Origin of the sequence: Fructobacillus sp. EFB-N1, from assembly GCF_001038455.1 — a bacterium.
GTDB lineage: Bacteria > Bacillota > Bacilli > Lactobacillales > Lactobacillaceae > Fructobacillus > Fructobacillus cardui.
This window is the reverse complement of the sequence record NZ_LDUY01000012.1, coordinates 35209-60529: the sequence shown is the minus strand read 5'-3', so window position 1 is coordinate 60529 and position 25321 is coordinate 35209. Positions and strand designations below refer to the sequence as shown.

Genomic DNA, 25321 nt, shown 5'->3' with positions numbered 1-25321 from the left:
CAACAATCGACCCATGAAGTTACATAACTACCAGACGCCACTAGAAGTTTTTCGGGGTTGTTCGAATTAAACTTGTAATCTGCCAATTAAAATAACCAATAACTTTTAGATGATCATTCCCCTTAAAATCAGCCTTTTTAAGTAAAAAAGTCCGAATAAAACGAAAAAAATGTGCAAAACCACTTGCAAGATTAGGTGTCAGTGCTATAATTATTAAAAACTAATAATAAAACGTTAATTAGGAAGTAGTAATCTCTGTTTTGTAGCTCAGTGAAGTGTTGGTTGGTGTGAAACACGTACAAACGAAGATGAACGTCACCTAATAGTTGTATGCGATGAAAACCATACTGGGTGCTCCCATTACAGAGCTGACGATTTGAATTTTAGATCGAATAATGAGAGATACCCTATTTGGGTATAAGTAAGGTGGTACCGCGTGCAGAACGTCCTTTAGTCGAAAGACTAAAGGGCGTTTTTTTATTGGTTAGGAAAAAAGGGAAGAGGACGAGAAGATGAAGAAGATAACAAAGTGGTTGCAACAAGCATTCATCACGATCACTGTTTTGGTTGTCGCCGGATTAGGCATGACCCAAGTGGCCCATGCTGATGACGGCTTGCAAAAAATTAAAAAAGCAGGTGTGATGAAGGTGGCGATTTCGCCGGATTACCCACCATACGAATTCCAGATGAATAAAAACGGCACTTCAACGGATGTTGGAATGGACGTTGACATCGTTAAGCAGATTGCTAAGGACTTGGGCGTGAAATTAGAAATCAAGAACATGGACTTTAGTTCCGTCTTGGTGGCCGTTCAAACTGGCAAGGTTGACATGGCTATCGGGGGAATCAACCCAACCGACGAACGTCGTCAAAGCGTTGATTTTTCAAAGGTTTACTACAACGGTGGTCAAAGCTTCTTGATCAGTAAGACCAACGCTTCAAAGTATAAGAATGCTAGTGACTTGCAGGGAACCAAGATTGGTGCCCAAACCGGAACCTTGCAATATAACTTGGCTCAACAAAAGATTTCAGGAGCTACAGTTGTTGGAATGGACAAGACGCCAAACCTGATTTTCGCCTTGAAGACGAACAAGGTGGCAGCCGTTGGAGTTGAAAAGCCAGTTGCCCAGGCTTATGTTGCCAACGACAAAAATTTGAAGATGATTGATTCCGGCTACCAGTTGGATATCAACCAAACCGGTGCAGCGATTGCCTTTGCTAAAGGAAATCCTGAATTGGTAGCAGCAGTCAACAAGTCAATCGATAAGATTGAGAACCATGGCTGGATTAAGACTTACTTGAAGAACGCCGGTAAGAACATGTCCGAAAACACGGTGGACACGTCAATGCTTCGCTACTGGCACTACTTCTACAGTGGTTTCTTAAACACCACCTTAATTGCTTTCGTTTCAGTTGTCTTTGGAATTATCCTAGGAATTATCTTGGCCTTGATGAAGATGTCAAAGTTTAAAATCTTGAGTTGGCCAGCAATTTCTTACATCGAAATTGTCCGGGGAACACCAATGATGGTTCAAATCCTCTTGGTTTACTTTGGTCTTGGTGCTTTGATTAACATCCCAGCCTTGACGGCCGGTATCATTGCCGTTTCCTTGAACTCAGGTGCCTATGTTGCTGAAATTATCCGTGGTGGAATTACGTCATTGGATAAGGGACAAAAGGAAGCTGCCAAGAGTCTTGGCTTGAACCAAAAAGACACGATGCGTTTTGTGATTTTGCCACAGGCCTTTAAGAACATTTGGCCAGCATTGGGCAACGAATTTATCTCAGTTATCAAGGAAAGTTCCATTGTTTCGATTATCGGTGTGACTGATTTGGTCTACGAATTGAACATCGTCCGTGCTGACACTTATCGTGGTATCGCACCAATCGTGGTTGTCATGGTGATTTACTTCTTGATGACCTTTATCTTGACACGGGGATTGAACTACTTAGAAGGGAAGATGAACCATGACTAATCCATTAATTTCTGTAAAACATCTCAAAAAAGACTTCGGTGGCAATGAAGTTTTAAAAGACATTAACGGCGACATTGATGCCGGCCAGGTGGTCTGCATCATCGGCCCTTCTGGATCAGGTAAGAGTACCTTGCTCCGCTGCATTAACCAGCTGGAACGTCCAACCAGCGGTGTTGTTGATTTCAACGGTGTTGATTTAGCTCAACAGTCTGACCAGGAATTGGCCAAGTTGGGTGAACAAATCGGCATGGTTTTCCAAAGCTTTAACCTCTTCCCTAATATGTCGGTTTTGGCCAATTTGAAATTAGCACCAATGCGAGTAAAGGGCATGTCCGACGAAGAGGCGACTGCTGTGGCCATGAAATATCTGACAAGCGTTGGTTTGGCCGATAAGGCCGATGCCTTCCCAAACAGCTTGTCTGGTGGGCAGAAGCAACGTGTGGCCATCGCCCGTGCTTTGGCAATGCAGCCTAAGGTTTTGTTCTTTGATGAACCAACCTCAGCTTTGGATCCAGAAAATGTCGGTGAAGTTCTCAAGGTCATGAAGTCATTGGCCGACGGTAATATGACCATGGTGGTCGTAACCCACGAAATGCACTTCGCTAAGCAGGTCGCCGATGAAATTTGGTTTATGGCCGATGGCATTATCCAGGAAAAGAATACACCGGATGAACTGTTTGACCACCCACAAAATCCAAAGACTCAGGACTTTATTAGTAAGGTTTTGGTGGATTAAATCAGTTGGCTGAGCCGTTGAGAAAGTGGGGTTAGTAGTTTAGCGGCTCATACGCAGCCCAAGCTGTTATCCCAATAAACAAGTGAAATTGATTGAACAATAGAGGAGAAATAACATGACAAAGAAAATCGTATTGGCATATTCAGGTGGATTAGATACATCTGTGGCCATTCCATGGCTGATTGATAAGGGTTATGAAGTGATCGCCGTTGTCTTGGACGTTGGTCAAGGTGGTAAGGATTTGGATGAAATCCAAAAGAAGGGCCTCCAAGTTGGTGCAGCCCAGTCAATCGTTGTTGATGGTAAGGAAGAATTCGCCAGCGAATACGTGGCACCAGTGATCAAGGCCAACGCCTTGTATGAAGGCGCTTATCCTTTGGTTTCAGCTCTTTCACGGCCATTGATTATTAAGAAATTAGTTGAGATTGCTCATGAAAACGGGGCAGATGCTATTGCCCACGGTTCCACTGGTAAGGGAAACGATCAGGTTCGTTTCGAAGCTGCCATCCACGCCTTGGATCCTGATTTGGCTATCGAGGCCCCAATTCGTGACTTCCACTGGTCGCGTGAAGAAGAAATCGATTACGCTAAGGACCACAACGTTCCAGTGCCAATTGGTAAGCAATCACCATACTCAATTGATGCCAACTTGTGGGGCCGTGCTAATGAAGCCGGCATTCTCGAAGATCCTTGGAACATGGCACCCGATGATGCTTGGGGCATGACGGTTGCACCAGAAGATGCACCGGAGGAAGCAATATTCTTGGACTTGACCTTTGAAGAAGGCTTGCCAGTTGCACTTGATGGTGAAAAGATGACCTTGGCTCAGTTGATTGTCAAGCTAAATCAGATTGCCGGTGCCAATGGCATTGGCCGAATTGATAAGATTGAAAATCGTTTGGTTGGCATTAAGTCTCGTGAAGTTTATGAAGCACCAGCCGCAGCTGTGATTATGGCTGCTCACAAGGACTTGGAAGACTTGACGTTGGAGCGTGACGTTGCGCACTACAAGCCTTTGTTGGAACAGAAGGTGACGGACCTGATTTACAATGCTTTGTGGATTACGCCACTCTTTGATGCCTTACAGGCCTTCATGGACCAGACACAACAGGTTGTGAACGGGACAGTCAAGATGAAGTTGTACAAGGGACAAGCCGTTGCCGTTGCACGGAAGTCTGAGGAAAACTCACTGTACAACAAAAACTTAGCCACATATACAGCGGCTGATAGCTTTGATCAAGTCGCTGCTGGTGGATTCATTAAGTTGTGGTCATTGCCAAGCATGGTCTTTGAGCAAGTCAACCACGTCCATTCAGAACAAAAGAAATAGGAGAGAATCAAATGTCCGATAAATTATGGGGTGGCCGGTTTACCGGCAAAGCAGCAGAATGGGTCGATGAATTTGGCGCCTCAATCGGCTTTGATTACCGGTTGGCAGAAGAAGACCCGGAGGGCTCATTGGCCCACGTGAAAATGTTAGGCCAGCAAGGCATTATTTCAGTTGAAGAAGCTGAGCAAATCAGTGCCGGCCTGCACGACATTCAGGCTGATTTGGGCACTGGCAAGGTGGAATTTTCGGTTGCAAATGAGGATATCCACTTGAATATTGAGTCCTTGTTGACGAAAAAAATTGGTCCAGTGGCGGGCAAACTGCATACGGGTCGATCACGGAATGACCAGGTGGCGACGGACTTTCATTTGTGGGTGAAGCACCGCTTACCAGCAGTCAAGGAAGCTATCACGGAATTACAGCAGACTCTCCTTGACTTAGCCAAGAAGCACGCTGATGTGATTATGCCGGGCTATACGCACATGCAACACGCCCAGCCCATTAGCTATGGTCACTACCTTTTGGCCTACTTCGAAATGTTCCAGCGTGACTTTGAACGGTTCGAATTTAACGAAAAGCATACGAATATGCTGCCATTGGGCGCTGCTGCCTTGGCGGGCACGACCTTCCCAATTGACCGTCAACTGGTCGCTGACGAATTGGACTTCGATGCCATCTATCACAATAGTTTGGATGCCGTTTCGGATCGGGATTTTGCCCTCGAGTTTCTCTCGAATGCCTCGATTTTGATGGTGCATTTGTCCCGGATGGCGGAGGAACTGATTTTATGGGGGACCTACGAGTTCAATTACATTGAACTTTCAGACAACTTCTCAACCGGATCATCGATTATGCCCCAAAAGAAGAATGCGGACTTTGCCGAACTCGTGCGAGGCAAGACCGGCCACGTCTTTGGGAGCTTGATGGGATTGTTGACGGTTATGAAGGGCTTGCCATTGGCTTACAACAAGGATATGCAGGAAGATAAGGCAGCCACATTCGAGGTAATGGACACCATTTTGGCCTCCGTGAAGGTCTTTACGGGGATGTTATCAACGATGACGGTCCACGCTGACCGGATGGAAGCTGCCACGAAGGATGACTTCTCGAACGCCACCGAATTGGCTGACTACTTGGCCACGAAGGGTGTGCCTTTCCGTCAAGCGCATGCGGTTGTCGGTGAGTTAGTTTTGAAGGGCATCCAAACGGGGCAAACACTCAATGAAATGTCGTTGGTAGATCTCCAGGCCGCCGACAGCCATATCGAAGAAGATGTCTATGAAGAGTTGACTTCCAAGGCCGCCGTTAATCGTCGGACGTCGCTTGGTGGCACGGCCGTTGCCAACGTCCTCAAGGAAATCAGCCGGGGACAAGAGCTACTGGTAACACGGTAAGTGTTGCCAATGATTTCAGAATAACCGCTAGCTACAGGGTCTGCGCTCATTTAGGCAAATAAAAAAACACCGAACAGCTTTGTTCGGTGTTCATCAGAGTGAAGGATTTCGTCCTTCGCTCTTTTTATTTGCTGATTTTTACTTAGCAACAATTTCTTGGACTTGCTTCAATTCACTGAGCTTCCAGTCAACGTAAGAAGTCTTTTCTGGTGAAGTTTCCGTCACCTTAACGATTGGGATGTTGTTGTCCTTGGCCAACTTGACGATCTTATCAACAGTGCCGCCTGTGGTTTGCGTGTTGTAAACCAAGAAGGCGAGTTCGTGGCTCTTGATCTTGTTTTGGATGTCCGTCAAGACGGCTGGTGAAGGGTCATTTCCTTCTTCAATCGCTTCGGCAAAATCAGTGCCGACCACGTTGGCACCCAAGGCGTCCAACATGTATTCGTAAACTGGCTCGGTTTCCATGACTTCCTTACCGGCGACTGCTGATTTCAATTCGGCAATCTTGTCGGTCACTGGCTTAAGCTTTGTGGCGTAGTCCTGTGCATTGGCTTGATAATCAGCCTTGTGCTTTGGATCTTTCTTGCTGAGTGTATCAGCCAAACCTTGAGCGGCCTTAATCATGTTTTCTGGATCATTCCACAAGTGGGGATTTGAACCAGACTTTTTGTTCAAAATATCGTTACCAACATAGAGCACTTGCGTTGACTTCGATGTTTTAGCTAATTTCTGTAACCAAGCATCGTAGCCTAAACCATTTCCAAAGGCGATGTCCGCCTTGGCAACCTTTTTAGCAACTGCGTTGGTTGGCTCATAATCTTCCGGTGAAACGGACTGCTTGGTAATAATCGCTGAAACATCAGCATGGTCGCCTGCAACCGTCTTGGCCAATTCGGCATAGACGTTTGTTGAAGCGACAATGGTTAACTTGTCAGATTTTTTGTCATCTTTTTGACTGTTGCTTTGCCAAGCAACTAATCCACCAACGACAGCCAAAATCAGTACTAAGATTGTGACCACGATGGTTGTTTTCTTCTTTTGCATCATCATTCCTCCAGTGGGGGTGTTCTGTGATCCGGCCGTCCAATTTTGGTGGCGGCCAAGAGCTCATCAAAAATCTGCTGTTGCGCATCCGTTAAGACAATGTCTTTTCGGTAAGCAAAGCCGACCTTAAACATGGGCTGGTCGTCATCTGTGATTGGCAATGCGGTCACACCCGGGAAAGTTAACGCTGGGTGGTGGACCATAAAGCCAATCCCACGATTTTGTCGAATCAGGCTTAGAATTCCGTAGGGTTCCGAGGAATTAAACAAAACGTTGGCATGAAAATGGGCGGCTCGGGCCAACTGGTCGAAAGCCTGGGTATGAACGAAGTTACCTTTCAATAGGATGAATCTTTCGTCTTTGATGTCTTCAAATGACACGGACCCTTTTTGAACCAAGGGGTAGTCGTCGGCAGCCAAAATAGCAAAGGGCTGCTCGTCAAAGGCGATTAAATTGAATTCGCTTTGATCGATGTCATCGAGATAGCCGACAAAGGAAGCGTCGAGCTCACCATTTTTTAACTGGTCGATGGCCTCTTGGGCCCCGACTTCAACTGTTTTCAAATGGGCGAGTGAATCGTCAGATAAGACCGTTGCAATGGCTGGAAAGTAAGCAACTTGAATAATGGGTGGCAAACCAATCAAAAGTGATTCTTCACTGTCGCGTTTGATCTCCGTTTGGGCAACCTGGTACTGTTCCACAATCAAGGTAGCATGTTGTCGCAAAACTTCGCCGGCGTGGGTCAGTGTCACGTTTTTATGCGCTGCCTGTCGCAAAATGAGCTTGGCGCCAAGCTCTTTTTCCAACCGCTGCATCGCAAGCGACACCGTTGGCTGGGAAATCTCGAATTTTTCAGAAACCTGAGAAAAGTTTCGGTAGGTTGCGAGGGCTAAATAGTATTGTAAATCAGTTATGCGCAAGGTTTTCTCCAAATTCAGTTCTTAACATTCAAGCCTACCTCCTATTATAGCAAAATCTGTCAACCCCCCTTCATGAACTATAGGGAAAAGTGTGGGTATGCCACCTGTTTGACTATAATTTTCCTGGGGTTATAGAATAACAGCGTTAAGTAATTCGAACTTTGATTCGGGTTAGAAAACAAAGAAAAAAGGAGCCTATCTCATGACACCAATTGAGATTTTAAATAATCCCTTCTTGAACAAGGGAACAGGGTTCACGATGGAAGAACGTAAGGAACTCGGCGTTGCCGGTCTTTTGCCTCCCCGCGTGCAAACTTTGGAAGAACAATCAGCACAAGCATACGCACAATACCAATCAAAGCCTTCTGATTTGGAAAAGCGCTTGTTCTTGATGGAAATCTTCAACACAAACCACACATTGTTTTACTACTTGTTCGGACAACACGTGGTTGAGTTTATGCCGATCGTTTATGATCCAGTGATTGCTGACACGATTGAAAACTACTCAGAATTGTTTGTTGATCCACAAAACGCTGTTTACTTGTCAATCGACGAACCAGACGTTATGGAATCAGCCTTGAAGGCTGGTGCCAATGGTCGTGACATCAAGTTGATTGTTGTCACAGATGCCGAAGGAATCTTGGGTATCGGTGATTGGGGAACGAACGGTGTTGATATCGCCGTTGGTAAGTTGATGGTTTATACGGCGGCTGCCGGTGTTAACCCTGAAAACGTTTTGCCTGTTGTCTTGGATAACGGAACAAACAACCAATCATTGTTGGACAACGACATGTACTTGGGTAACCGTCACGAACGTGTTCGCGGCGAAAAGTATACGGAATTTGTTGACAGCTTTGTTGAAGCTGCTGAAAACTTGTTCCCTAACTTGTACTTGCACTGGGAAGACTTTGGCCGTTCAAACGCCGCTGTTATCTTGGACAAGTATAAGGACAAGATTACAACATTTAACGATGACATCCAAGGAACTGGAATCATCACTTTGGCAGCTGCTTTGGGTGCCATGACTATCACTGGTGAAAAGTTGTCTGACCAGACTTACTTGACATTCGGTGCAGGTTCAGCCGGTGCAGGTATCGCCAACCGGATGTTCGAAGAAATGTTGCAAGAAGGTTTGTCTGAAGAAGAAGCTCGCAAGCACATCTACATGGTGGACAAGCAAGGTTTGCTCTTCGACGACATGGATGATTTGACTCCTGAACAAAAGCCATTCGCCCGCTCACGTTCAGAATTCGCAAACGCTGCTGATTTGACAAACTTGGCAGCTGTTGTGAAGGAAATTCACCCAACAATCATGGTTGGAACTTCAACTCAACCAGGTGCCTTTACCAAGGAAATTGTACAAGAAATGGCTGCTCACACTGAGCGTCCAGTTATCTTCCCATTGTCAAACCCAACGAAATTGGCTGAAGCAAAGGCTGAAGACTTGCTTGAATGGACTGATGGTAAGGCCTTGATTGCGACTGGAATTCCAGTTGACCCAATCGAATACAAGGGTGTTACTTACGAAATCGGTCAAGCTAACAACGCCTTGGTTTACCCAGGACTTGGTCTTGGAACAATCGCCTCAACTGCAAAGGTTTTGAATGATGAAATGATTTCAGCCGCTGCTCACTCATTGGGTGGTATTGTTGATGCATCAAAGCCAGGGGCAGCCGTTTTGCCACCAGTTTCAAAGTTGACTGTCTTCTCAGAGACAGTTGCTATCGCCACTGCTCAGTCAGCTGTTGACCAGAAGATCACGAAGGAAGAGATCGCCGACGTGAAGAAGGCCATCGAAGACTTGAAGTGGGAACCTAAGTACTAAGATTTAACTTACAAAAAAACAAAGCAAAGCAACAACACATGGAAAAGGGCGTAAAGTCCTTTTTTATGTACAATTTTTTAAAAATAGTGAAGTTCATGGAAAATCAGTGACCACATCAGCGCTGAGAAGTGGATGGGGCTGTGATAATCAGGCGCCACCCGTAGAAGGGAGTTTTTATGGCATTTTTGAATTCGATTGAAAGTGTTGTGACAATCATCTTGATGATTGCCCTTGGTTTTATTTTGCGCCAGTGGGGTTGGTTTGCTGACGGTTTTTCCGGGAATATTTCCCGTTTGATTACCAATATCGCCTTACCGGCATCGATTTTTGTGTCGGTCTTAAAGTTTTTGACACGTGATAAATTAGTGTCCTTGTCTGGAGGGTTGGTTTACGCCTTCCTCTCATTTGCCATTAGCTACTTAGTTGCCTACATTTTGGCTTATGTCTTCAAGGTCCGTCCTGGCCGCAAAGGGACCTTTATTAACGTTGTCGTTAATGCCAATACCATCTTTATTGGCTTGCCCTTAAATGTGGCCCTCTTTGGTAACCAGGCCTTATCTTACTTCCTGGTTTATTATGTAATGAATACGGTTTCGACCTGGGCCATTGGTGCTTTGATTATTGCCAATGATAACCCAGATAAAGGACAAAGGGCTTTCAATTGGAAGAAACTTTTGCCCGCTCCATTGATTGGGTTCCTGGTGGCCTTGGCCTTCTTACTCCTGGCCATTCCAGTTCCTGATTTTGCAACGTCAACACTGACTTACGTTGGTAACTTGGTCACGCCATTGTCCCTGATTTACATTGGGATTGTCCTAGCGGATGCTGGCTTAAAAAGCATTCACTTTGACAAGGACACGGTTGTTGCCTTAGTTGGGCGCTTTATCTTTGCACCGACAGTTATGTTGACACTGTTGGTCTTTGCCGGCGGCTTCTTGGGCCATTTACCACACCTTGAAGCTCAGACTTTGGCAGTGCAAGCTGCTACGCCGGCTTTGGCTGTTCTGCCAATTTTGGCCAATGAGGCTAATGGCGACGTGAAGTACGCCACGAACGTCGTCACCACATCAACCATTCTCTTTGTGGTGGTTGTGCCTGTCGTGAATACCGTTGCGACAATGCTCTTTAAATAAGATATCTTTCGGTAAGAAAACCCGCCCTTCTCAGCGTTGAGAAGGGCGGGTTTTTTCTTGAAAATAAGTAGTTCCAGGAAAGGGTAAGAAGTACTTGCTTTTATTATTTGCTTTTTTAACTCATAATAATCATAGGTTATTAGCAGTAATTGAAAGGGGGAGGGTGATGGAGTTTGGGGAACATTTAAAGCAAGTACGAAAACAAAAAGGAATGTCACAGCAGACGTTATCTAACCTTCTGTTTGTGACTAGGCAAACAATTTCTCACTGGGAAAATGGAAAAAATTATCCTGATTTTAATTTGTTAATTTGTCTATCCGATATTTTAGATTTATCGCTTGATGAGCTATTAAGGGAAGATGGAAAAATGAAAGATAGTTTTACGAAGAAAGATGTTCAAGGATTTTTTAAACCAATTTATCGTAGATTATTGTTAGCAGATTTATGTTTTGTAATTATTTTATTTCTTGAAGCAACAGATGTTATTCGACTGACGATTTGGGGATTCATTCCAGTTGTCGTTGGTAGTCTTATCGTAAGTTACGTAGTTACTCGATTAAAACGATTAGATCGGCAATATCAATTTGACATGCGTTATACATGGCAAAAGCGTACCGAGAAACTATTTAATTTCATTCATAAACATTCTCAACGTTAACTGTGTGTGCATAAACAAAAGACCAACTCTGAGTTGGTCTTTTTGAATTCGGTTGAAGTTAGTGGCTTTTGCTATTGAATGTCATCAAGTCGGTCTTCTCCCCGCCACTTTGGTAACAGTTCAGATAAGGCAACAGTTTCTCTAGTTTTAAAGGCCATCATAAAGCGCGTTGCTTTATTTTTACTATTCAATTGTAGTAAGAAATCTAAGCAGTCGCCACAAGGCATGCTATTACCATTTGCTGGTGCACTGTCCCTGAAGGTGATGATTTTTTTTGTTTTTGTTTGTCCACTGTGTTGGAACATACGAAATGCAGCAGCACGTTCTGCACAAAGATGAAAAACGCCGGCCGTGGCCTCAAAACAAAATCCTGTGTAGATGTTTCCGTCATCTGCTTCTATTGCTGTCACAACATGCTGGGCATAAATAAATGGTGACACATTATGATGGTTATACAATACTTCCGCCTTAGTAAATAGTCTTTCCTAAATATCCATTTTAGTTCTTCTGTATAAGCAAAGTGTTGCCGTTTTTAATAGTCACTATATCAACATTAGCTGATTTTTCAATTAAAAATATAACAAACGAGGTGGAAGTAGAGAAACTGAAGTAAAATCAGTGATGTAATTTTTTAAGAATACCTTTGATTTGTTTAGTAATGAAATCGTGGTTCACATACCTGCCGTGAATCGCATGATTAACTAAAAAACAGTACATAATAGATATGCCAATATACCTGAGTATCCACAAGAAAGGAAATGATGATGTTAATAAAAAATCAGCAGTTTAGTTTTCTTACAAATGATGAATTGCTCGCTAAGGCCCAAAAGATTGCGGCTTTCGAACACCTTGATATGGCGACAATTTTAAATTCGGTTTTGGAAAAGATGGTTGCTCACGGTGAGGTACCTACTGATTTGGTCGACGAAAAATATAAGCGTCGGGATAAAATTATCCAATCTTTGTATGATGAAATCGAGCAAGGGTATCAGGACTACAAGAATGGCCGTGTACTAGGAATTGGTCAAACATTTTCAAAGTATGGTTGATAAAGATTGAATTTGTGATGCCACATTAAACATTTAAAACAAAGTAAAAGGACTAGCCCTGATATTTTATCAGCGTCAGTCCTTTGTGCTCTTCAATGGCTATAGTAAAAGTGTTAATCCACCATTCGCCATCTTTTATCCAGGATAAACCGGGCTACGAAAAGGCCGAAGGGCAGAAAGAGCATGATTAAGAGGGCTTTGGTTAGCCATTCAGCACCTGTCCCCACGTTGTTGAGTCCGAGGTTATAAACGCCGCGATAGATGTAGAGTCCTGGGACCATAATCACGATGGATGGCACGGTTAGGGTGATCCGAGGGTACCGCAATTTCCGGTTTACCACGGAGGCCAATAGGCCGGCTAGCAAGGCACCGATAAAGGCAGCCGCTGCTGGTGGACAGTGGACAAGGTCCACCAACTCTAACCGGGTGGTGTTGGCAACGGCGCCAATCAGGCCGGCGGTGATGGCCATCTTCTGCTTAGAATTAAACATCATCGAGAAGCCGTAAACACCGGCAAAGGAGGCCATTAAGCGCAATGCAATTAGTGGGTAGAGTGATAGTCCTTGTGGCAAGAAATTTTGTGGTTTGAAGCCAAAGCTGAGGGCTAGGAGCCAACCAATAAAGGTTGCCGTGATAATCGTCGTCAGGGCAAAGGTTAAACGCTCCAATCCAGACCGCATATCGTTCTTCGTGATATCGAGGATACTCGTGATATAGGGGAAGCCGGGGATGACAAAGAGCATGGCGCCAATATAGCCGGCTTCATGGGCTGAGGTATTGGTTAAAAAGAGCCCCCAAAATCGTAAGGATAGAAAGTAAGCTAGGCAGGCGATGGCCACGCCCAGCGCCGTGGTAGCGACGGAGGTCCAGTGACGTTTTCCCAGGAGCTTACGGGTAAATTGTCCTAATCCAGCGCCAACAAAGCAGCAGATCATTTCAATCAAACCGCCACCAAGCAAAAAGATAAAGCCAGCACAGGCCAGGCCAGCGGCTAAACCAGATTGATAAGGTTGGTAGTTGCCGGGTTCTTTTTTAATTGCATCAAGTCGCTGGTGGATAAGGGCCGGCTTTTGGTCGGCATAGTCACTGGCAAAGCGTTGGACAAAGTCTTGGAGCTGAGTCAACTTGTCGGTATTAACCCCCGAGCTGGCAAGCGAGAGGCTTTCGGTAAACGATTCCACCCCGTCAAAGCAGGTGACTGTGAGGGAGGTAAAACCAATGTCGGCCGAGCAAGTCATTTGGAGCGCTCTGGCCACGATGTTCATGGCATCGCGGACCCGCCAGGCACCTGTTCCAGAGGAAAGAAGTAAAAGACCAACTCGACCTACAATTGAAGCCCGTACCCGCAAAGACGCTTGACGAGCTGGCACTTGATCATTTTCAATTACCTTTTCCCAGCGAATCGCCATGTGGTGGTGGAGGCGTTCGGGGTGAATGGTGTCTTCGATGGCAGCTTGTGTTGTGGGGGTTGTCATGGCCTTTATCCTTCTCATGAACTTTTTAAAACAGAGTCAATATAAATTATATGATAGGCCTTTTAAATCAGCAATTCAAGGCAATTTGATGCGGTCTTCAAAGCTGATTTTACCTTCAAAAAGAGACAAAAAAGTCCGGCAAATTTGCCGGACTTTCTGTTTGAAATTATGAGTGGGTTAATTGATCTTTGTAGATTGCTTGGCCGGTGTTACCAACCAACAAGACATCACAAATATCGATAAAAAGACCGTGTTCCACGACACCGGTCAAGGCCTTAAGGTCCTGGGCCAACTGGGGCAAATCCTCTTGACCAGTGATATCAACGTCAATGATGTAATTACCAGAATCAGTCGTCAGGTAATTGCCATCCTCTTGCTGCCGATAAACGGGCTTTAAATCACGAGTTTTAAGGTAGTTAAACACATGGTGGACACCAAACTTCACCACTTCCACAGGAAGACGGTAAGACCCCAAGCGTAGGTGCTGCTTGGAAGAGTCCACAACCCAGATATTTTTGGTTGAGTTCGTGGCCACAATCTTCTCGAAAAGAAGAGCGGCACCACCACCCTTAATCCCGTTCAAGTTGCCATCGACTTCGTCAGCCCCATCAACGGTCACATCGATGCGGTCGACGGCATCGATATCAACAACTTTTAAACCGAAACCAAGGGCGAGTTGAGAAGTTTGGACGGATGTGGCTACGCAGGTAATGTCCATTTGTTCTTCATGGGCTTTTTTGGCCAATAAATCAATAAAGATTGAGGCCGTTGATCCCGAACCCAGGCCAACAATCGCCTGGTTGGGAATCAACTCGACGGCCATTTGGGCCGCTTTTACTTTGTCATCATTCACGTTTGATCCTCCAACAACCGGCAAGGAATAGTCATTACTTTTATTATAGCAGAAATGGCCCTTAAACCAATTGTTACTTTCACGCATTTTGCCCTTTTCGCCTGAAAAATCAGCTGGGCGGTCGACCTTGTTTGCTCCCGTGAGCAGCCATGGCCTTGCTAAGCCGACCATGTTAGTATGGTAGAAGAATCTAGATAAAGGTTAGCCAAACTGATTTTGGCTAATTTGAGGAGAATTCAGTGAGTAAAAAAGCAAAAATGATTTACCTAATCTTAGCCATCCTAGCGGTGGTTGAGATTATCGCTTTGGCGGTCTTGCCCCATGTCTTTGGGAACAGCCAGGAGAAGCAGCCGAGCGTCAAACTCAGTCAAAGCCAGGCAAAAACGGCGGGAACGAAGGCGGACGACTTGATGAAAAATCTTTACCAGTGGTCCAACGATGAGGAATACGCCAATAACAAGCAAAATATTATTAAAAATGATGTGACCAATGCCAAAGTGATTAATAAGGTAATGCCGGATGATGACAGTCAGAGCCAGATTAATTCAACCAAGCTTCAGTCAACTTATGAGGGATCGCAGGCCTTTCAGAAGGGGAACAAGGCTGGCGATATGACAATTGAGGTTAAAAGTACCGTGATGAAGTCTGGTGAAAGCACGAAGAGTACGATTGTCGATGCTTATCAGGCGCACTATGATCCAAAATCAGAACGGTTTACGAAGCTGATTTATCAAGGACAACAAAAGACGACTTAATGGGTGTACCCTTTTATTGGGAAAAGTCTGCAATGCAGGCAGAAAAACGGGCTCTTTTCTTGTAAAATAGTAGAAGGAAAGTGAAGTAACTGACGGCTGCGAAAGGATTTCGTCATGGTCAAGAAGACAACAATTATCGGTTCAACTAATTTGGATAAGGTCACCCGGGTGCCCCGGCTAGCCAATAGCGGGGAAACGCTCTCAACGCCCCAGCACCAAGAAGAAGTCATGGGAGGCAAGGGCCTCAACCAAGCGGTGGCGGTGGCCCGCGCTGGTGGTCAAGCCAACTTTATTACCAAGGTTGGTGCTGGCTTTGATTTAGCTGGACGAGTCCAAGAGGATGGGTTGAACCTTGACTATGTTTTAGAATCCCAGGATGCCGAAACAGGCCAGGCCTATATTACGGTGTCTAAGGCCACTGGTGATAATATTATTTATGTTTATGAGGGGGCCAACGGTCAGCTCTTAGCCAAGGATGTTTGGGACCAACGGGCCGCCTTTGAGGATGCAGCCTTTTGCTTGGCCCAGTTGGAAATTCCATTGGAAACAGTGCTGTCAGCCTTTAAGGATGCGCACGCAGCCGGGGCTGTGACAGTTTTGAACCCGGCACCAGTGCCCGACCAAGAAAATTTCCCCAAGGAATTGTTGGCGGAAAGTGATTTGGTGATTCCAAACGAACATGAGGCGGAGTTGTTAACCAACATTCCGGTTACGGACCGCGAGTCTTTGATTCAAAATGCAGACTTCTTCTTCAAGGCGGGTGTTAAGCACGTGTTGATTACTCTTGGCGATAAGGGGGCCTTTTACAAATCAGCCGACGGCAAGGAAGTGATGGTCAACGCGATTAAGACGACCGCTATCGATACCACGGCAGCCGGTGACACCTTTATTGGATCCCTCTTGTCACGCCTGGTGCCATCCTTTGCCAATATCGAAGGGGCTATCAAGTACGGCGTGGCGGCGGCGTCTTTGACGGTGGCCCAACCTGGTGCATTGCCATCCATTCCATTTGAGGATGCGATTTTGGCCCAACTACCAAAGACTAAGTAACAAAACGACGGAAGTAAGGAAGGAGGATCTTAGCGTTGAAAATTGCTGAAATGAACCTAACCAGGAAGGATTACTGGGTCTCGGTCCAAGAAGAGGTTGATTCTGGGGTTGAAGCCACTCAACCACCCGTGTTGGACTACCGGGTCCTGGCCTTTTCCTTTGAGAACAACCTGATTATTGACTGGCAGAAGGCCTTTCCTGGCCCTAATCCGACGGATATCGTTCCTGATTTGTACATGGATTCGGACTTAAAAGACCTGCATTTGGCGCACGGTATCTATCATTTCGATACAAAAGGGCGAACAAGTGATAAAATCTATCATATAACGATTAATACGGTGCGCTCCTGATTTTTAGTTCAGGACTACATAATAGTAAAATCAATTAAGGAAATGAATATGAAAAAATTTTTGAGCTTTCTTTGGAATTGGATTGCTCCAATTGCTTTTGGTATTGCAGTTTACTTGGTCATAACCACTTTTTTGGTGAACGTCGTCACCATCAATGGTGATTCGATGGCGCCAAACTTGTTAGATGAGCAAAAGGTTTTGGTGACTAAGACCCATGAGGCCAAGCGCGGGGATGTTATTGTGTTTGATGCTCGGAAGGAAGATCCGCGAATCCAGGCTGGCAACAAGGACTATGTTAAGCGTGTGATTGGTATCCCAGGTGATACGGTCGAATACCGCAATGGCGACCTGTACGTTAACAATAAAAAGGTTAACGAGTCCTTTATTTCGTCAGATGAACAACAGACTGGAACGGAAGCTAGTTTCGGTTCGACTTGGTCGCTTGGCACGCTTTCTTCAACAGGAATGTGGAAGAAATCAGACCAAGGCAAGACGGTTGTGCCTAAGGACGCCTACTTCGTTTTGGGTGATCACCGTGCTGTTTCAAACGATAGTCGTTACTTTGGTTTTGTTTCCAAGGAGCACGTTGTCGGTCGGGTGATTGTGCCATTCTGGTATAGTAACACCGTTAAGAAGAACGTTGAAAAAGAACGTAATCACTTCTTTGCTACTAATTAAAAAATAATCAGCCGTTTGGCAGGATGAGACGAACAACGCCGAAATTGGAACCAATAAATTTCGGGGCTGCGAATCAGGAAAACCTGCTGGACGGCTTTTTTGTGCCCGCATTGCTGCTTAAGTGCTGGCGACTGGCTCCAATTTGGGATGCCCGTATCTCTAACACTCAAAAAGCACCCCCTTTGCCGAGGCAAAGGGGGGCTGATTTTATATAAGCTGTAAGCAGAAAAGGAAATGGTGAGGAGAATAAATATTAATGGTTTTGGGCTTCGAAGCGGATACCAGTTTCAATCAACTGAGCAGGTGCATCCTTCATACCCATGTTGGCTTGAACGATGACCATCTTGTCAGTTTCTTGGTCGGCCTTCTTCATGGCAGCGATCAATTCTGCTTCAGTTGAAACTTCGATGAAGTCGTATTGGTCGTCGCTGGCACCAAAAGCAGGAGCAATCAAGTCATAACGGTACTTTGGTACATCGTTATAAGGTTCGTCCATACCGTGGATAACACGCTCAACCGTGTAGCCGGTGTTTTCAATGATGAACAAAACAGGGTTCAAGCGTTCCTTCAAAGCCAAACCAAAGTCTTGGATAGTCAATTGTAGTGAACCTTCACCGGTAGTCAAAACGGCACGGCGGTCAGGGTTGGCCAATTGAGCACCAATTGCGGCTGGGAAGGCGTAGCCAATTGAGCCCCACAATGGTTGACCGAAGAACTTAGCACCGCTGGCCAAGTTTTGGCTTGCCAAACCGAAAAAAGAGGTTCCTTGTTCAGCAATCAAAGTCTTGTTGCCAGTGATGAAGTCTTGCAAGGCCCGGTCATAGAAGGCTTGAGTCAAAGGTTGGTCGCTAGCTTGCAAGGCAGCGGGTTCTGCTGGCTTTTGTACGGCAGGCAAGGACAAGTTCAAATCAGTTGTGGCCAAGCCTTGGATAGTGGCAACAAAGTCAAAGTCTGCTGGCAAAGATTGACCAAAGATTGTGCCACGGCGTGTGGAGAGCGTGATCGTTTGGCTCTCATCGAATTCCTGCGTGAAGCCACCAGTAACAGAGTCGGTCAACTTAGCACCCAAGACAAAGACAACATCTGCATCGGCAACGAAATGGTTAATCGATTCGTTAGAAATTGTTCCGTTATAAGTACCAACGAAGTTGGTAAAGCTTTCATCAACGGCTGCCTTACCAAGGCCAAGATCAACAATGGGGATGTTGTTATTTAATGAGAAGTCTTGAACAGCTTGGCCCAAGTTAAAGCGATCGATTTCGTGTCCAACAACAATCACAGGGTGACTAGCCTTGGCTGTGGCCTGCTTGATTGCTGCGATTGAAGCAGGAGCTTCTTGCTTTGTGGTGGTGAACAAAGCGCTAATACCTTCCTTTACGGCAGGGTTAACGGGAGCGTTGACCAAGTCACTTGGCAAAACAAGGTAAGCAGGTTTCTTTTCATTAGCAATGTAAGTCAACGTTTCGTTGATTTGGTCAATGGCATTGTCTTCATCCAAGACGGTTGTCTTGATACCCAATGTTTCGTGAGCCTTGATGAAGCGGTCGAAGTTGCTGTCACCAAAGGTGTGATGAACTAATTTACCAGCGCGTTGTACACCGTTTGTTGGAGCACCAACAATTTCCAAAACAGGAACGTGTTCAGCAATGCTTCCGGACAAACCGTTGATGGCGCTTAATTCACCAACACCGAAGGTTGTCACAAAGGTCGCAAATCCCTTTTCACGAGCATAGCCGTCAGCCATGTAAGAGGCATTCAATTCGTTGGCATTGCCGACCCATTTCATATCGTTACGATGGGTGATATGGTCCAGGAATTGGAGGTTGTAATCACCGGGGACACCGAGAATCTCGTCGCCACCCATGGTTTTGATTACATCCAAGAGATAATCTGATATAGTATATTCAGTCATAAAAGTTCTTCCTTTCTTTTAGGTCAATTAAGTTTACCTATAACAAGAACTATAGACCCTATTTTTAATTATGTCAACCTAATTGACCTAAAAAGGAGGGTTTCCTTTGGAAATCGATCAAAAATTACCAACAATCTTCTTTGCTTATCAGGAATTTGCTTCACTGGTTGACCTTGCGCAATACGATTTAACCAAGAACCAACACCGGATGCTCTTTATTATTTCTTCATTAGAGGACGTCAGTATCAAGAAAATTTTGGTCCTCATTGGCATCTCCAAGCAAGCTGCCAATGTTGCCATCCGCGATTTAATGGATAAAGGCCTGGTGACGGAACACCGGTCGACGGTGGATAAGCGCGTCAAATATTTGCAGTTAACCCCAGCAGGGCTTGCCCTTAATGATCAAATTAACCTAGAGCAAAAGCGCCTTTTGGACCGCTATTTTGATGAGGCAAACGGCGATTGGGAAAAAGCAATGACGAAGCTGGCGAAAAAGTACCTGGACAGGGTGGAATAAAATAAAGTAAAGTGGAGTACGTATTGAAAACTAAATTGAAACAATATGTATCGATTTTTTTGATCATTGTCTTTTATAAGTTTTTAATAGTCGGTTTGATTGATTTTATTCATTCACATCAGTATAATTGGACCAATTATTTGTTCGATACGTCCGGCTTGTTATTGTTCTTTATTTTAATCGATATTGTTTATAGAGCGATTATTAGTATCTTTTAGAAAGCCTTAGAAAATAAAAGATTTTTAGTCAGTGGAAAAGTTATCCATTTTAATACAAGAAGTACAAATCAAGCAAAAAAGGCCAGTCACCGATAGCATATCGGCGACTGGCCTTTTAGGTCTAGATTTTTACTTGCTCTGGTTGTTCTTGTCTTTTTTGCTACGAGACCACCAGTGCTTTTTTTGCTCGTCTTCCATTTCAATTCGTTGGACACGAGAGGTAACCTTGTCTAACTGTGACAGGGTTGCCATTTGAATATGTTGTTGTTGGTCAACGGTTGTTTGCGTTTTTTCCAGGTTCTGTTCAGCCTTTTCCAAGGTCGACTTTAAGGTATCGATGTGCTGTTTGCGATCATCGAGTTGTCGGTCCTTATAGCCAAGCTGAGACTCCAACATTTCCAGACGCATTTTTAAGATTTCGATTTCAGCTTCGCTATCGATGCTTAAATCAGCAAGAGCAGACTTTTTGGCGGGCTTTAACGCCGTTAATTCTTCTTCGGTATACGTGCCGTTTAAATCAATCCCGCGCATCTTAGCTCGTTGAAAGAGCGTTTCACGCTCGATGCCCAAGAACAGTGTTAGTTCGGCAGTCGAGGAGAAAGTATAGTAATCTTTCATATTTTCGCGTTTAATTTTCAACAGACAATCCTCCGTTTGTATCTTAAATACCAGGATATAGAACTTGTTTCCGGGTTGTCAAAAAACGCAGTAGTTGATTGACAGCTTTATGAGAAAAAGTTTTACCGAGTACTCCTGAAAAAATCAGGATTTGCAAGTGTCATCCAAGGGTTAAGTATACCAAAGAAAAAAATGACCAGGACAAGCTTAAGCATTTCTTAGACAAAAAATGTGAAACTTAAACTTTTAAAAAGTGTTTTTACGGTGATGCTCGTTAAGCTGTGGCCAAGATATCAACAAGCGTCGTTTTCGGTCAGTCGTTGGCTTATTGGTGAAAACTACTAGGCTTTGGCCAAGATATCAACGCTTGTATCAGCCAAAATGATGGCTGGATTGTCTTGCTTTAAGTGATGAAGTTCGTTTAAGAAAAATCCGGCTTTCACGGGTAATTTCTCTTTGCAAGCAATCACCATCAGGGTGTAACGGTGGTCATGGTCTGGTGGTACGGGACCGATATAAGTCTGTTTGAGTTTGGAATCTTTTTCTTGAATATAGCGAGAATAAGAGGAATTTTCCCCCTGGACGAAGCCGTCATTGATAACGTCTGTTTCATGATTAGCAGCGAGTTGGGCTAAGTTCGCTGGTATTGAGACCGTGTCTTGAGTCACCGGGTAGTTGGCAGCTAGCCAATGAATCCAGGGAAAACCCATCACGGGAATTGAATCAAAATCAATGAAAGCCCAGGACAGGTACTTGGTGCCAGCGGGGAGGTCTGTCACCTCAAAGGGAAATGATTGAATGGGGTAGCGACCTGATTTTTCGCTATCGTTGGCAAACTTGCTATAAGCGTCTGGCAAGTAGCCATCTTCTGTTGTCACTTGAATCTGCATAAATGTGACTCCTATCGTCTTTTTCTGCATTATAACACTGCTTTTTCTAAGGGCAAAGTGTTATGATTAAAAAGAATTATTTGAGGAGAAACAGTTCTATGTTCAACACCATTTTTAATGCAGCTTGGGTTGGTGCCCTGGCCGGTTTGTTTGGCGGCATGGTCCGATTCGGTTGGACGAAAACCCTGCCTCCTCGCAGCCAAATGGCCACCCAAAATGGGCCGATTGAGATTTTCTTACAGCAACTCGGTTTGACTAAAAAAGAGGCACAAAAAAGCTTGATCGTTGCTGGTAATCAGAGGATCCCGGTCATTTCCTTAAGTGTTTATTATGTTTATTCGATGTTGGTGGCCATCTTCTTTGTTTTGGCTGCTAACTTTGATGGTCGGTTGACCTATGGGCTGGGCACGATGTTTGGCTTCGTTCTTTGGATCGTGGTTGATATTCTTTTTTTACCAGCTTTTAAGACGATTCCGTTTTTCTGGCATCGTTCTGTTTACGAATTAGCGGTCGAAATGGTTGGTTATTTAATCTTTGGTTGGGCCGTTTACTTGGTGGCTCTTGGATTACCCATTTCTGGTATTTACCTATAAAAATTAATCTTATTAAAAAGTGCTCCGAATTGCTGAAAAATCAGTATTCGGGGCCTTTTAATTAGCAAAGAACCGGCGTTTTCTTGGCGCGATAATCTATGGTGCAAATTCGGTCGTTTTTCGTTACAATAGAGGCAAGAATTTAGTATAGGAATTTTTTGATTACGCTCTTCATTCATTGGAGGACGTAATATGGTCACAAATTTCAACTGGGGACCGTCTGGTGATCTGAAAAAGGTTTTAAGAGACCTTTCTTTTCGCTATTGGCTCCAAAAGAAGGTTGCGCACGAACTCAAAGTTGGACGCAAGGAAGCCCATTTGACACAGGTTCAGGTGGCGGATGCGTTGAACATTTGTCAAAGTGCGGTTTCTAAGTATGAGGCGGGGAAGGTCAGTCCTGATTTGACCCTCTTATTGTCTTTTTGCTACCTCTACGGTTGGACATTTGAAGAGTTTTTGCTCCGATTAAATATTCGAACGAAGGGGCGTTTTTGAATAGAAGGGATATCTAGTGGCGATTGATTTAACGGGGATTCGAAACTTTGCAAGAGAAACATTGAAGGGCGACACTTCTGGGCATGATTTTTTGCACGCCAAGCAAGTGGCCCGGTTGGCAGTCTCGCTTTATGAGGAAGATCATGGTCAGATCAGTAAACAGGACCAGGTAATCCTGGAGGCAGCGGCCTTGCTTCACGACACCATCGACGATAAGGTGGTGGCTGACGTTGCCGCTCAGCAAATTTTAGTTGACGATTTGCTTCGTCAGTCGGGGATTGCACCGATTGGCCAGGCGCTGGTGGCCGAAACAATTACCCATCTTTCCTATTCCGCTAACTTGAAAAAACATTATGATCTTCCCTTATTAGGGCAGTATGTCCAAGATGCTGACCGCTTGGAAGCGTTGGGCGCAATTGGGATTGCTCGGACATTTGCTTATGGTGGACAAAAGGGCCATCCACTGTACGACCCAGCGATTAAACCAGTGCAACTGCAAACGAAGGACCAATACCGTCACCACCAAACTACTTCTGTTAACCATTTTTATGAAAAGTTATTGAAATTAGCGGATCAATTGAATACGCCGGCCGGACAAGAAGAAGGTCAGCGGCGGTCTGCCTTTATGGAAAACTTTTTGGCTGAATTCCAACGCGAAACAGAAGCATTATCGGACCCAGCCTTTCGGGTGCAGCAAGAGGGAAATGGGCCTATGGCAAAGATGAAAGAAGTGACGGCGGCTGATATTGCCGCTTTGCAGGACATTAGCCGTCGGACGTTTGCGGAGACTTTTGCTGATGATAATTCAGCGGCTGATTTAAACGAATACTTGGATACCGCTTATGCTACCGATAAACTATTGGCCGAAGTGGAGAATCCAAACAGTCAGTTCTATTTTGTCTTTCATGATGATGAACTGGCAGGCTATCTAAAGGTCAATTGGGGCTCAGCCCAATCAGAAGAGGAGGGCGACGGTTCACTTGAAGTCGAACGGATTTATCTCTTGGCTGCCTTTCAACGTCTTGGCTTGGGCCGGCAGTTGCTGAACCAGGCCTTTGACCAGGCGAATGTTCTTGGCAAGAGTCGGGTGTGGTTGGGCGTTTGGGAACACAATCAAAACGCACTCGCTTTTTACCAAAAAATTGGCTTTACGCCCTTTTCCGACCATGTGTTCCAGCTGGGAACGGATGCCCAGCGTGACATTTTAATGGAAAAAGTTTTGAGTTAGCAAAAAGCACTGGCCTTTAGGTCAGTGCTTTTTTGTGAACAAATTTTTGTGAAAGAAAAAAAGCCCACTGAAGTGGACCTTCTTAATTTGAAAAGCTTATTCGCCACGGAAAACCCAGGCATCGCCGTTCTTGGCCAAAAGGTCATCAGCGGCTTGTGGACCCATGGTGTCAGATTCATAGATTTCAAGCGGTGCCTTGTCGGCAGCGTAGACATCTGAGATGGCGTCGGTAAACTTCCAGGCAGTGGCAACACCGTGCCAGTCAGCAAAGTTTGATCCGTTGCCGTCCATGGCATCGTGGAGCATCCGTTCGTAAGGTGCTGGCGTAACAGCCTTTTGTTCGGCTGTTGGTGCCCAGTTCAACTTAATCATTTGAGTGTTGAAGTTATCAGAAACTTCCTTGGCGTTCAATGACCAAGTAATTTGTTCGTCTGGTGAAACCACGATTGAAAGCACAGTTTCTTGTGGTTCTTGAGCAGAGCCAAATGAGAAGGCGCCAGCCTTGAAGACAACGTCAATGCGAGTTGTCTTCTTAGTCATACGCTTTCCTGAACGGACGTAGAATGGCACACCTTCCCAACGAGGGGTGTTGAAGTGCAATTCACCAGCGATATAAGTGTTTGTCTTTGAATCTGCTGGAACGTCTGGTTCTTGGTTGTAGGCGATATGACCAGCAGTCTTGCCGGCACCATATTGTCCGCGAACGAAGTAGCGGTTGACCCCGGCTTCGTCATAAATTTCAAGGGCAGAGAAGGCGGCGTTCTTGGCGTCACGGATGGCAACGTCGGAGAAGTCCTTTGGTTCTTCCATGGCCAACCAACCGATAATTTGCATTGTGTGGTTTTGGATCATGTCCAAAAGGGCACCGGCAGTATCGTAGTAACCAGCGCGTTCTTCAACGCCCAATGTTTCGGCCAAAGTAACTTGAACGTTCTTGATGTAGTCCTTGTTCCAAGCATTGTTAATCAGGGGGTTACCAAAGCGCAATGGCGCAATGTTCAAGACCATTTCCTTGCCTAAGAAGTGGTCGATGCGGTAAACCTGCTCTTCATTGAAGGCTTCTGTTAATTCGTTTTGGAGTTGCTCGGCTGTCGCATAAGAAGTACCGAAAGGCTTTTCAATCATAATGCGGTTGTAGCCCTTGTCGGCCAAAAGACCTTCAGACTTCAAGAACTTTGCAATTGTTCCGAAGAAACGAGGGGCAACAGACATGTAGAAGATGCGGTTGCCGACAACACCAAACTTTTTAGAGGCGTTTTCGATTTCCTTCTTGAGACCAACGTAGCCAGCAGCGTCGGTTACGTCAGATGCACGGTAAGAAAAGTGGGCGATAAAATCAGCAACCTGCTTTTCGTCTTGACCAGCTGAGATTGATTCCTTGACCATGTCTTGGAATTCAGCGTCTGTCAAGTCCTGACGAGCGGTCCCAACCACGGCGAAGTGTTCTGCCAAGTAGCCCTTTTTATATAAGTTAAAGACTGATGGGTAAAGCAAGCGCTTGGCTAAATCACCAGTTGCGCCGAAGAAAGTTACTAAAGTATTAAGTTCTGCAACCATAAGAGTCCCCTTTATCTATTTTGCGTTCGCTATTATTATAACGGAAATGAGCAAAAAAATCACAAAA

The 25321-nt window shown here is 45.0% G+C and carries 25 protein-coding genes and 1 other annotated feature; of the genes, 16 read left to right on the top strand and 9 right to left on the bottom strand.

All coding sequences use genetic code 11. The features are described from left to right. The first annotated feature begins 225 nt into the window (after window positions 1-225). Window positions 226-454 (top strand) — a binding site (T-box leader). Window positions 455-512: 58 nt separating this feature from the next. The 4 genes from FEFB_RS03920 (at window position 513) to argH (ending at window position 5436) form a co-directional block, all read left to right on the top strand. Next, on the top strand, window positions 513-1976 hold the full coding sequence (locus tag FEFB_RS03920; RefSeq protein ID WP_047974943.1) for an ABC transporter substrate-binding protein/permease: 1464 nt from the start codon (window positions 513-515) through the stop codon (window positions 1974-1976). Continuing rightward, window positions 1969-2712, top strand: a complete 744-nt coding sequence (locus FEFB_RS03915; RefSeq protein WP_047974942.1) for an amino acid ABC transporter ATP-binding protein — start codon at window positions 1969-1971, stop codon at window positions 2710-2712. The genes FEFB_RS03920 and FEFB_RS03915 overlap by 8 nt, the downstream gene beginning before the upstream one ends. A gap of 115 nt (window positions 2713-2827) precedes the next feature. Further along, window positions 2828-4042 (top strand): argininosuccinate synthase, encoded by a 1215-nt coding sequence (locus tag FEFB_RS03910; protein WP_047974941.1) that lies wholly within the window; start codon window positions 2828-2830, stop codon window positions 4040-4042. A gap of 11 nt (window positions 4043-4053) precedes the next feature. Next, the gene (gene argH / locus FEFB_RS03905; protein ID WP_047974940.1) at window positions 4054-5436 is read left to right on the top strand and encodes an argininosuccinate lyase; all 1383 of its coding nucleotides are present in this window, start codon (window positions 4054-4056) and stop codon (window positions 5434-5436) included. Window positions 5437-5574: 138 nt separating this feature from the next. Here argH and FEFB_RS03900 read toward each other — a convergent pair whose 3' ends face one another. Both FEFB_RS03900 and FEFB_RS03895 read right to left on the bottom strand, forming a co-directional pair. After that, the gene (locus tag FEFB_RS03900) at window positions 5575-6480 is read right to left on the bottom strand and encodes a metal ABC transporter solute-binding protein, Zn/Mn family (RefSeq protein ID WP_047974939.1); all 906 of its coding nucleotides are present in this window, start codon (window positions 6478-6480) and stop codon (window positions 5575-5577) included. 2 nt (window positions 6481-6482) lie between these two features. Further along, window positions 6483-7400: a LysR family transcriptional regulator gene (locus FEFB_RS03895; RefSeq protein WP_047974938.1), complete on the bottom strand. Its 918-nt coding sequence runs from the start codon at window positions 7398-7400 to the stop codon at window positions 6483-6485. Window positions 7401-7602: 202 nt separating this feature from the next. Between FEFB_RS03895 and FEFB_RS03890 the strand changes: the two genes are divergently transcribed. The 3 genes from FEFB_RS03890 (at window position 7603) to FEFB_RS08265 (ending at window position 11016) form a co-directional block, all read left to right on the top strand. Continuing rightward, the gene (locus tag FEFB_RS03890) at window positions 7603-9225 is read left to right on the top strand and encodes a malolactic enzyme (RefSeq protein WP_047974937.1); all 1623 of its coding nucleotides are present in this window, start codon (window positions 7603-7605) and stop codon (window positions 9223-9225) included. A 176-nt stretch (window positions 9226-9401) separates the two neighbouring features. Next, complete coding sequence (locus tag FEFB_RS03885) at window positions 9402-10358, top strand: AEC family transporter (RefSeq protein ID WP_047974936.1); 957 nt, start codon at window positions 9402-9404, stop codon at window positions 10356-10358. Window positions 10359-10524: 166 nt separating this feature from the next. Beyond that, window positions 10525-11016 carry a helix-turn-helix domain-containing protein gene (locus FEFB_RS08265; RefSeq protein WP_053068945.1) on the top strand — a complete coding sequence of 164 codons (492 nt, stop codon included), beginning with the start codon at window positions 10525-10527 and terminating at the stop codon, window positions 11014-11016. 71 nt (window positions 11017-11087) lie between these two features. Here FEFB_RS08265 and FEFB_RS03875 read toward each other — a convergent pair whose 3' ends face one another. Further along, window positions 11088-11474, bottom strand: coding sequence for a cytidine deaminase (locus FEFB_RS03875; RefSeq protein WP_235271957.1), 387 nt, complete (start codon window positions 11472-11474; stop codon window positions 11088-11090). A gap of 300 nt (window positions 11475-11774) precedes the next feature. On the opposite strand from FEFB_RS03875, the gene FEFB_RS03870 reads away from it, so the two are divergent. Further along, on the top strand, window positions 11775-12065 hold the full coding sequence (locus FEFB_RS03870) for a hypothetical protein (RefSeq protein WP_047974935.1): 291 nt from the start codon (window positions 11775-11777) through the stop codon (window positions 12063-12065). Between the two features lie 113 nt (window positions 12066-12178). Here the strand turns inward: FEFB_RS03870 and FEFB_RS03865 are convergent, their stop codons facing one another. Both FEFB_RS03865 and rpiA read right to left on the bottom strand, forming a co-directional pair. Further along, window positions 12179-13540: a threonine/serine exporter ThrE family protein gene (locus tag FEFB_RS03865; RefSeq protein WP_047974934.1), complete on the bottom strand. Its 1362-nt coding sequence runs from the start codon at window positions 13538-13540 to the stop codon at window positions 12179-12181. A gap of 166 nt (window positions 13541-13706) precedes the next feature. Continuing rightward, on the bottom strand, window positions 13707-14480 hold the full coding sequence (gene rpiA / locus FEFB_RS03860) for a ribose-5-phosphate isomerase RpiA (RefSeq protein ID WP_338346077.1): 774 nt from the start codon (window positions 14478-14480) through the stop codon (window positions 13707-13709). A gap of 152 nt (window positions 14481-14632) precedes the next feature. On the opposite strand from rpiA, the gene FEFB_RS03855 reads away from it, so the two are divergent. From FEFB_RS03855 to lepB, 4 genes are all read left to right on the top strand, one after another. After that, window positions 14633-15148: a hypothetical protein gene (locus FEFB_RS03855; protein ID WP_047974933.1), complete on the top strand. Its 516-nt coding sequence runs from the start codon at window positions 14633-14635 to the stop codon at window positions 15146-15148. Between the two features lie 114 nt (window positions 15149-15262). After that, window positions 15263-16198 carry a ribokinase gene (locus FEFB_RS03850; RefSeq protein WP_047974932.1) on the top strand — a complete coding sequence of 312 codons (936 nt, stop codon included), beginning with the start codon at window positions 15263-15265 and terminating at the stop codon, window positions 16196-16198. 35 nt (window positions 16199-16233) lie between these two features. Continuing rightward, on the top strand, window positions 16234-16548 hold the full coding sequence (locus FEFB_RS03845; protein WP_047974931.1) for a hypothetical protein: 315 nt from the start codon (window positions 16234-16236) through the stop codon (window positions 16546-16548). Between the two features lie 48 nt (window positions 16549-16596). Beyond that, window positions 16597-17226, top strand: a complete 630-nt coding sequence (gene lepB / locus FEFB_RS03840) for a signal peptidase I (protein ID WP_047974930.1) — start codon at window positions 16597-16599, stop codon at window positions 17224-17226. 253 nt (window positions 17227-17479) lie between these two features. Here lepB and FEFB_RS03835 read toward each other — a convergent pair whose 3' ends face one another. Next, a complete protein-coding gene (locus FEFB_RS03835) occupies window positions 17480-19138 on the bottom strand; it encodes an alpha-keto acid decarboxylase family protein (RefSeq protein WP_047974929.1) in 1659 nt (552 codons plus the stop codon). Window positions 19139-19244: 106 nt separating this feature from the next. Between FEFB_RS03835 and FEFB_RS03830 the strand changes: the two genes are divergently transcribed. After that, window positions 19245-19655: a MarR family winged helix-turn-helix transcriptional regulator gene (locus FEFB_RS03830; protein ID WP_047974928.1), complete on the top strand. Its 411-nt coding sequence runs from the start codon at window positions 19245-19247 to the stop codon at window positions 19653-19655. A gap of 347 nt (window positions 19656-20002) precedes the next feature. Here the strand turns inward: FEFB_RS03830 and FEFB_RS03820 are convergent, their stop codons facing one another. Then, window positions 20003-20512, bottom strand: a complete 510-nt coding sequence (locus FEFB_RS03820; protein WP_152666232.1) for a hypothetical protein — start codon at window positions 20510-20512, stop codon at window positions 20003-20005. Between the two features lie 320 nt (window positions 20513-20832). Further along, on the bottom strand, window positions 20833-21381 hold the full coding sequence (locus FEFB_RS03815; protein ID WP_047974925.1) for a YbhB/YbcL family Raf kinase inhibitor-like protein: 549 nt from the start codon (window positions 21379-21381) through the stop codon (window positions 20833-20835). A 98-nt stretch (window positions 21382-21479) separates the two neighbouring features. Here FEFB_RS03815 and FEFB_RS03810 point away from each other — a divergent pair, with 98 nt between their 5' ends. The 3 genes from FEFB_RS03810 to FEFB_RS09170 all read left to right on the top strand — a co-directional run bounded on the left by FEFB_RS03810 (window position 21480) and on the right by FEFB_RS09170 (window position 23697). Further along, window positions 21480-21974 (top strand): DUF1440 domain-containing protein, encoded by a 495-nt coding sequence (locus FEFB_RS03810; RefSeq protein ID WP_047974924.1) that lies wholly within the window; start codon window positions 21480-21482, stop codon window positions 21972-21974. Window positions 21975-22166: 192 nt separating this feature from the next. Next, entirely contained in the window at window positions 22167-22469 is a 303-nt protein-coding gene (locus tag FEFB_RS03805; RefSeq protein ID WP_047974923.1) for a helix-turn-helix transcriptional regulator, read from the top strand. 16 nt (window positions 22470-22485) lie between these two features. After that, complete coding sequence (locus FEFB_RS09170) at window positions 22486-23697, top strand: GNAT family N-acetyltransferase (RefSeq protein WP_369795901.1); 1212 nt, start codon at window positions 22486-22488, stop codon at window positions 23695-23697. 96 nt (window positions 23698-23793) lie between these two features. On the opposite strand, the gene zwf is transcribed toward FEFB_RS09170, so the two are convergent. Continuing rightward, window positions 23794-25254, bottom strand: a complete 1461-nt coding sequence (zwf, locus tag FEFB_RS03790; protein ID WP_047974922.1) for a glucose-6-phosphate dehydrogenase — start codon at window positions 25252-25254, stop codon at window positions 23794-23796. Window positions 25255-25321: the final 67 nt, after the last annotated feature.

Bases quoted from the DNA above. Each gene is read 5' to 3' on its own strand.
- FEFB_RS03920 (WP_047974943.1), top strand. From the start codon at position 513: ATGAAGAAGATAACAAAGTGGTTGCAACAAGCATTCATCACGATCACT.
- FEFB_RS03915 (WP_047974942.1), top strand. From the start codon at position 1,969: ATGACTAATCCATTAATTTCTGTAAAACATCTCAAAAAAGACTTCGGT.
- FEFB_RS03910 (WP_047974941.1), top strand. From the start codon at position 2,828: ATGACAAAGAAAATCGTATTGGCATATTCAGGTGGATTAGATACATCT.
- argH (WP_047974940.1), top strand. From the start codon at position 4,054: ATGTCCGATAAATTATGGGGTGGCCGGTTTACCGGCAAAGCAGCAGAA.
- FEFB_RS03900 (WP_047974939.1), bottom strand. From the start codon at position 6,480: ATGCAAAAGAAGAAAACAACCATCGTGGTCACAATCTTAGTACTGATT.
- FEFB_RS03890 (WP_047974937.1), top strand. From the start codon at position 7,603: ATGACACCAATTGAGATTTTAAATAATCCCTTCTTGAACAAGGGAACA.
- FEFB_RS03885 (WP_047974936.1), top strand. From the start codon at position 9,402: ATGGCATTTTTGAATTCGATTGAAAGTGTTGTGACAATCATCTTGATG.
- FEFB_RS08265 (WP_053068945.1), top strand. From the start codon at position 10,525: ATGGAGTTTGGGGAACATTTAAAGCAAGTACGAAAACAAAAAGGAATG.
- FEFB_RS03870 (WP_047974935.1), top strand. From the start codon at position 11,775: ATGATGATGTTAATAAAAAATCAGCAGTTTAGTTTTCTTACAAATGAT.
- FEFB_RS03865 (WP_047974934.1), bottom strand. From the start codon at position 13,540: ATGACAACCCCCACAACACAAGCTGCCATCGAAGACACCATTCACCCC.
- rpiA (WP_338346077.1), bottom strand. From the start codon at position 14,480: ATGCGTGAAAGTAACAATTGGTTTAAGGGCCATTTCTGCTATAATAAA.
- FEFB_RS03850 (WP_047974932.1), top strand. From the start codon at position 15,263: ATGGTCAAGAAGACAACAATTATCGGTTCAACTAATTTGGATAAGGTC.
- lepB (WP_047974930.1), top strand. From the start codon at position 16,597: ATGAAAAAATTTTTGAGCTTTCTTTGGAATTGGATTGCTCCAATTGCT.
- FEFB_RS03835 (WP_047974929.1), bottom strand. From the start codon at position 19,138: ATGACTGAATATACTATATCAGATTATCTCTTGGATGTAATCAAAACC.
- FEFB_RS03815 (WP_047974925.1), bottom strand. From the start codon at position 21,381: ATGCAGATTCAAGTGACAACAGAAGATGGCTACTTGCCAGACGCTTAT.
- FEFB_RS03810 (WP_047974924.1), top strand. From the start codon at position 21,480: ATGTTCAACACCATTTTTAATGCAGCTTGGGTTGGTGCCCTGGCCGGT.
- FEFB_RS03805 (WP_047974923.1), top strand. From the start codon at position 22,167: ATGGTCACAAATTTCAACTGGGGACCGTCTGGTGATCTGAAAAAGGTT.
- zwf (WP_047974922.1), bottom strand. From the start codon at position 25,254: ATGGTTGCAGAACTTAATACTTTAGTAACTTTCTTCGGCGCAACTGGT.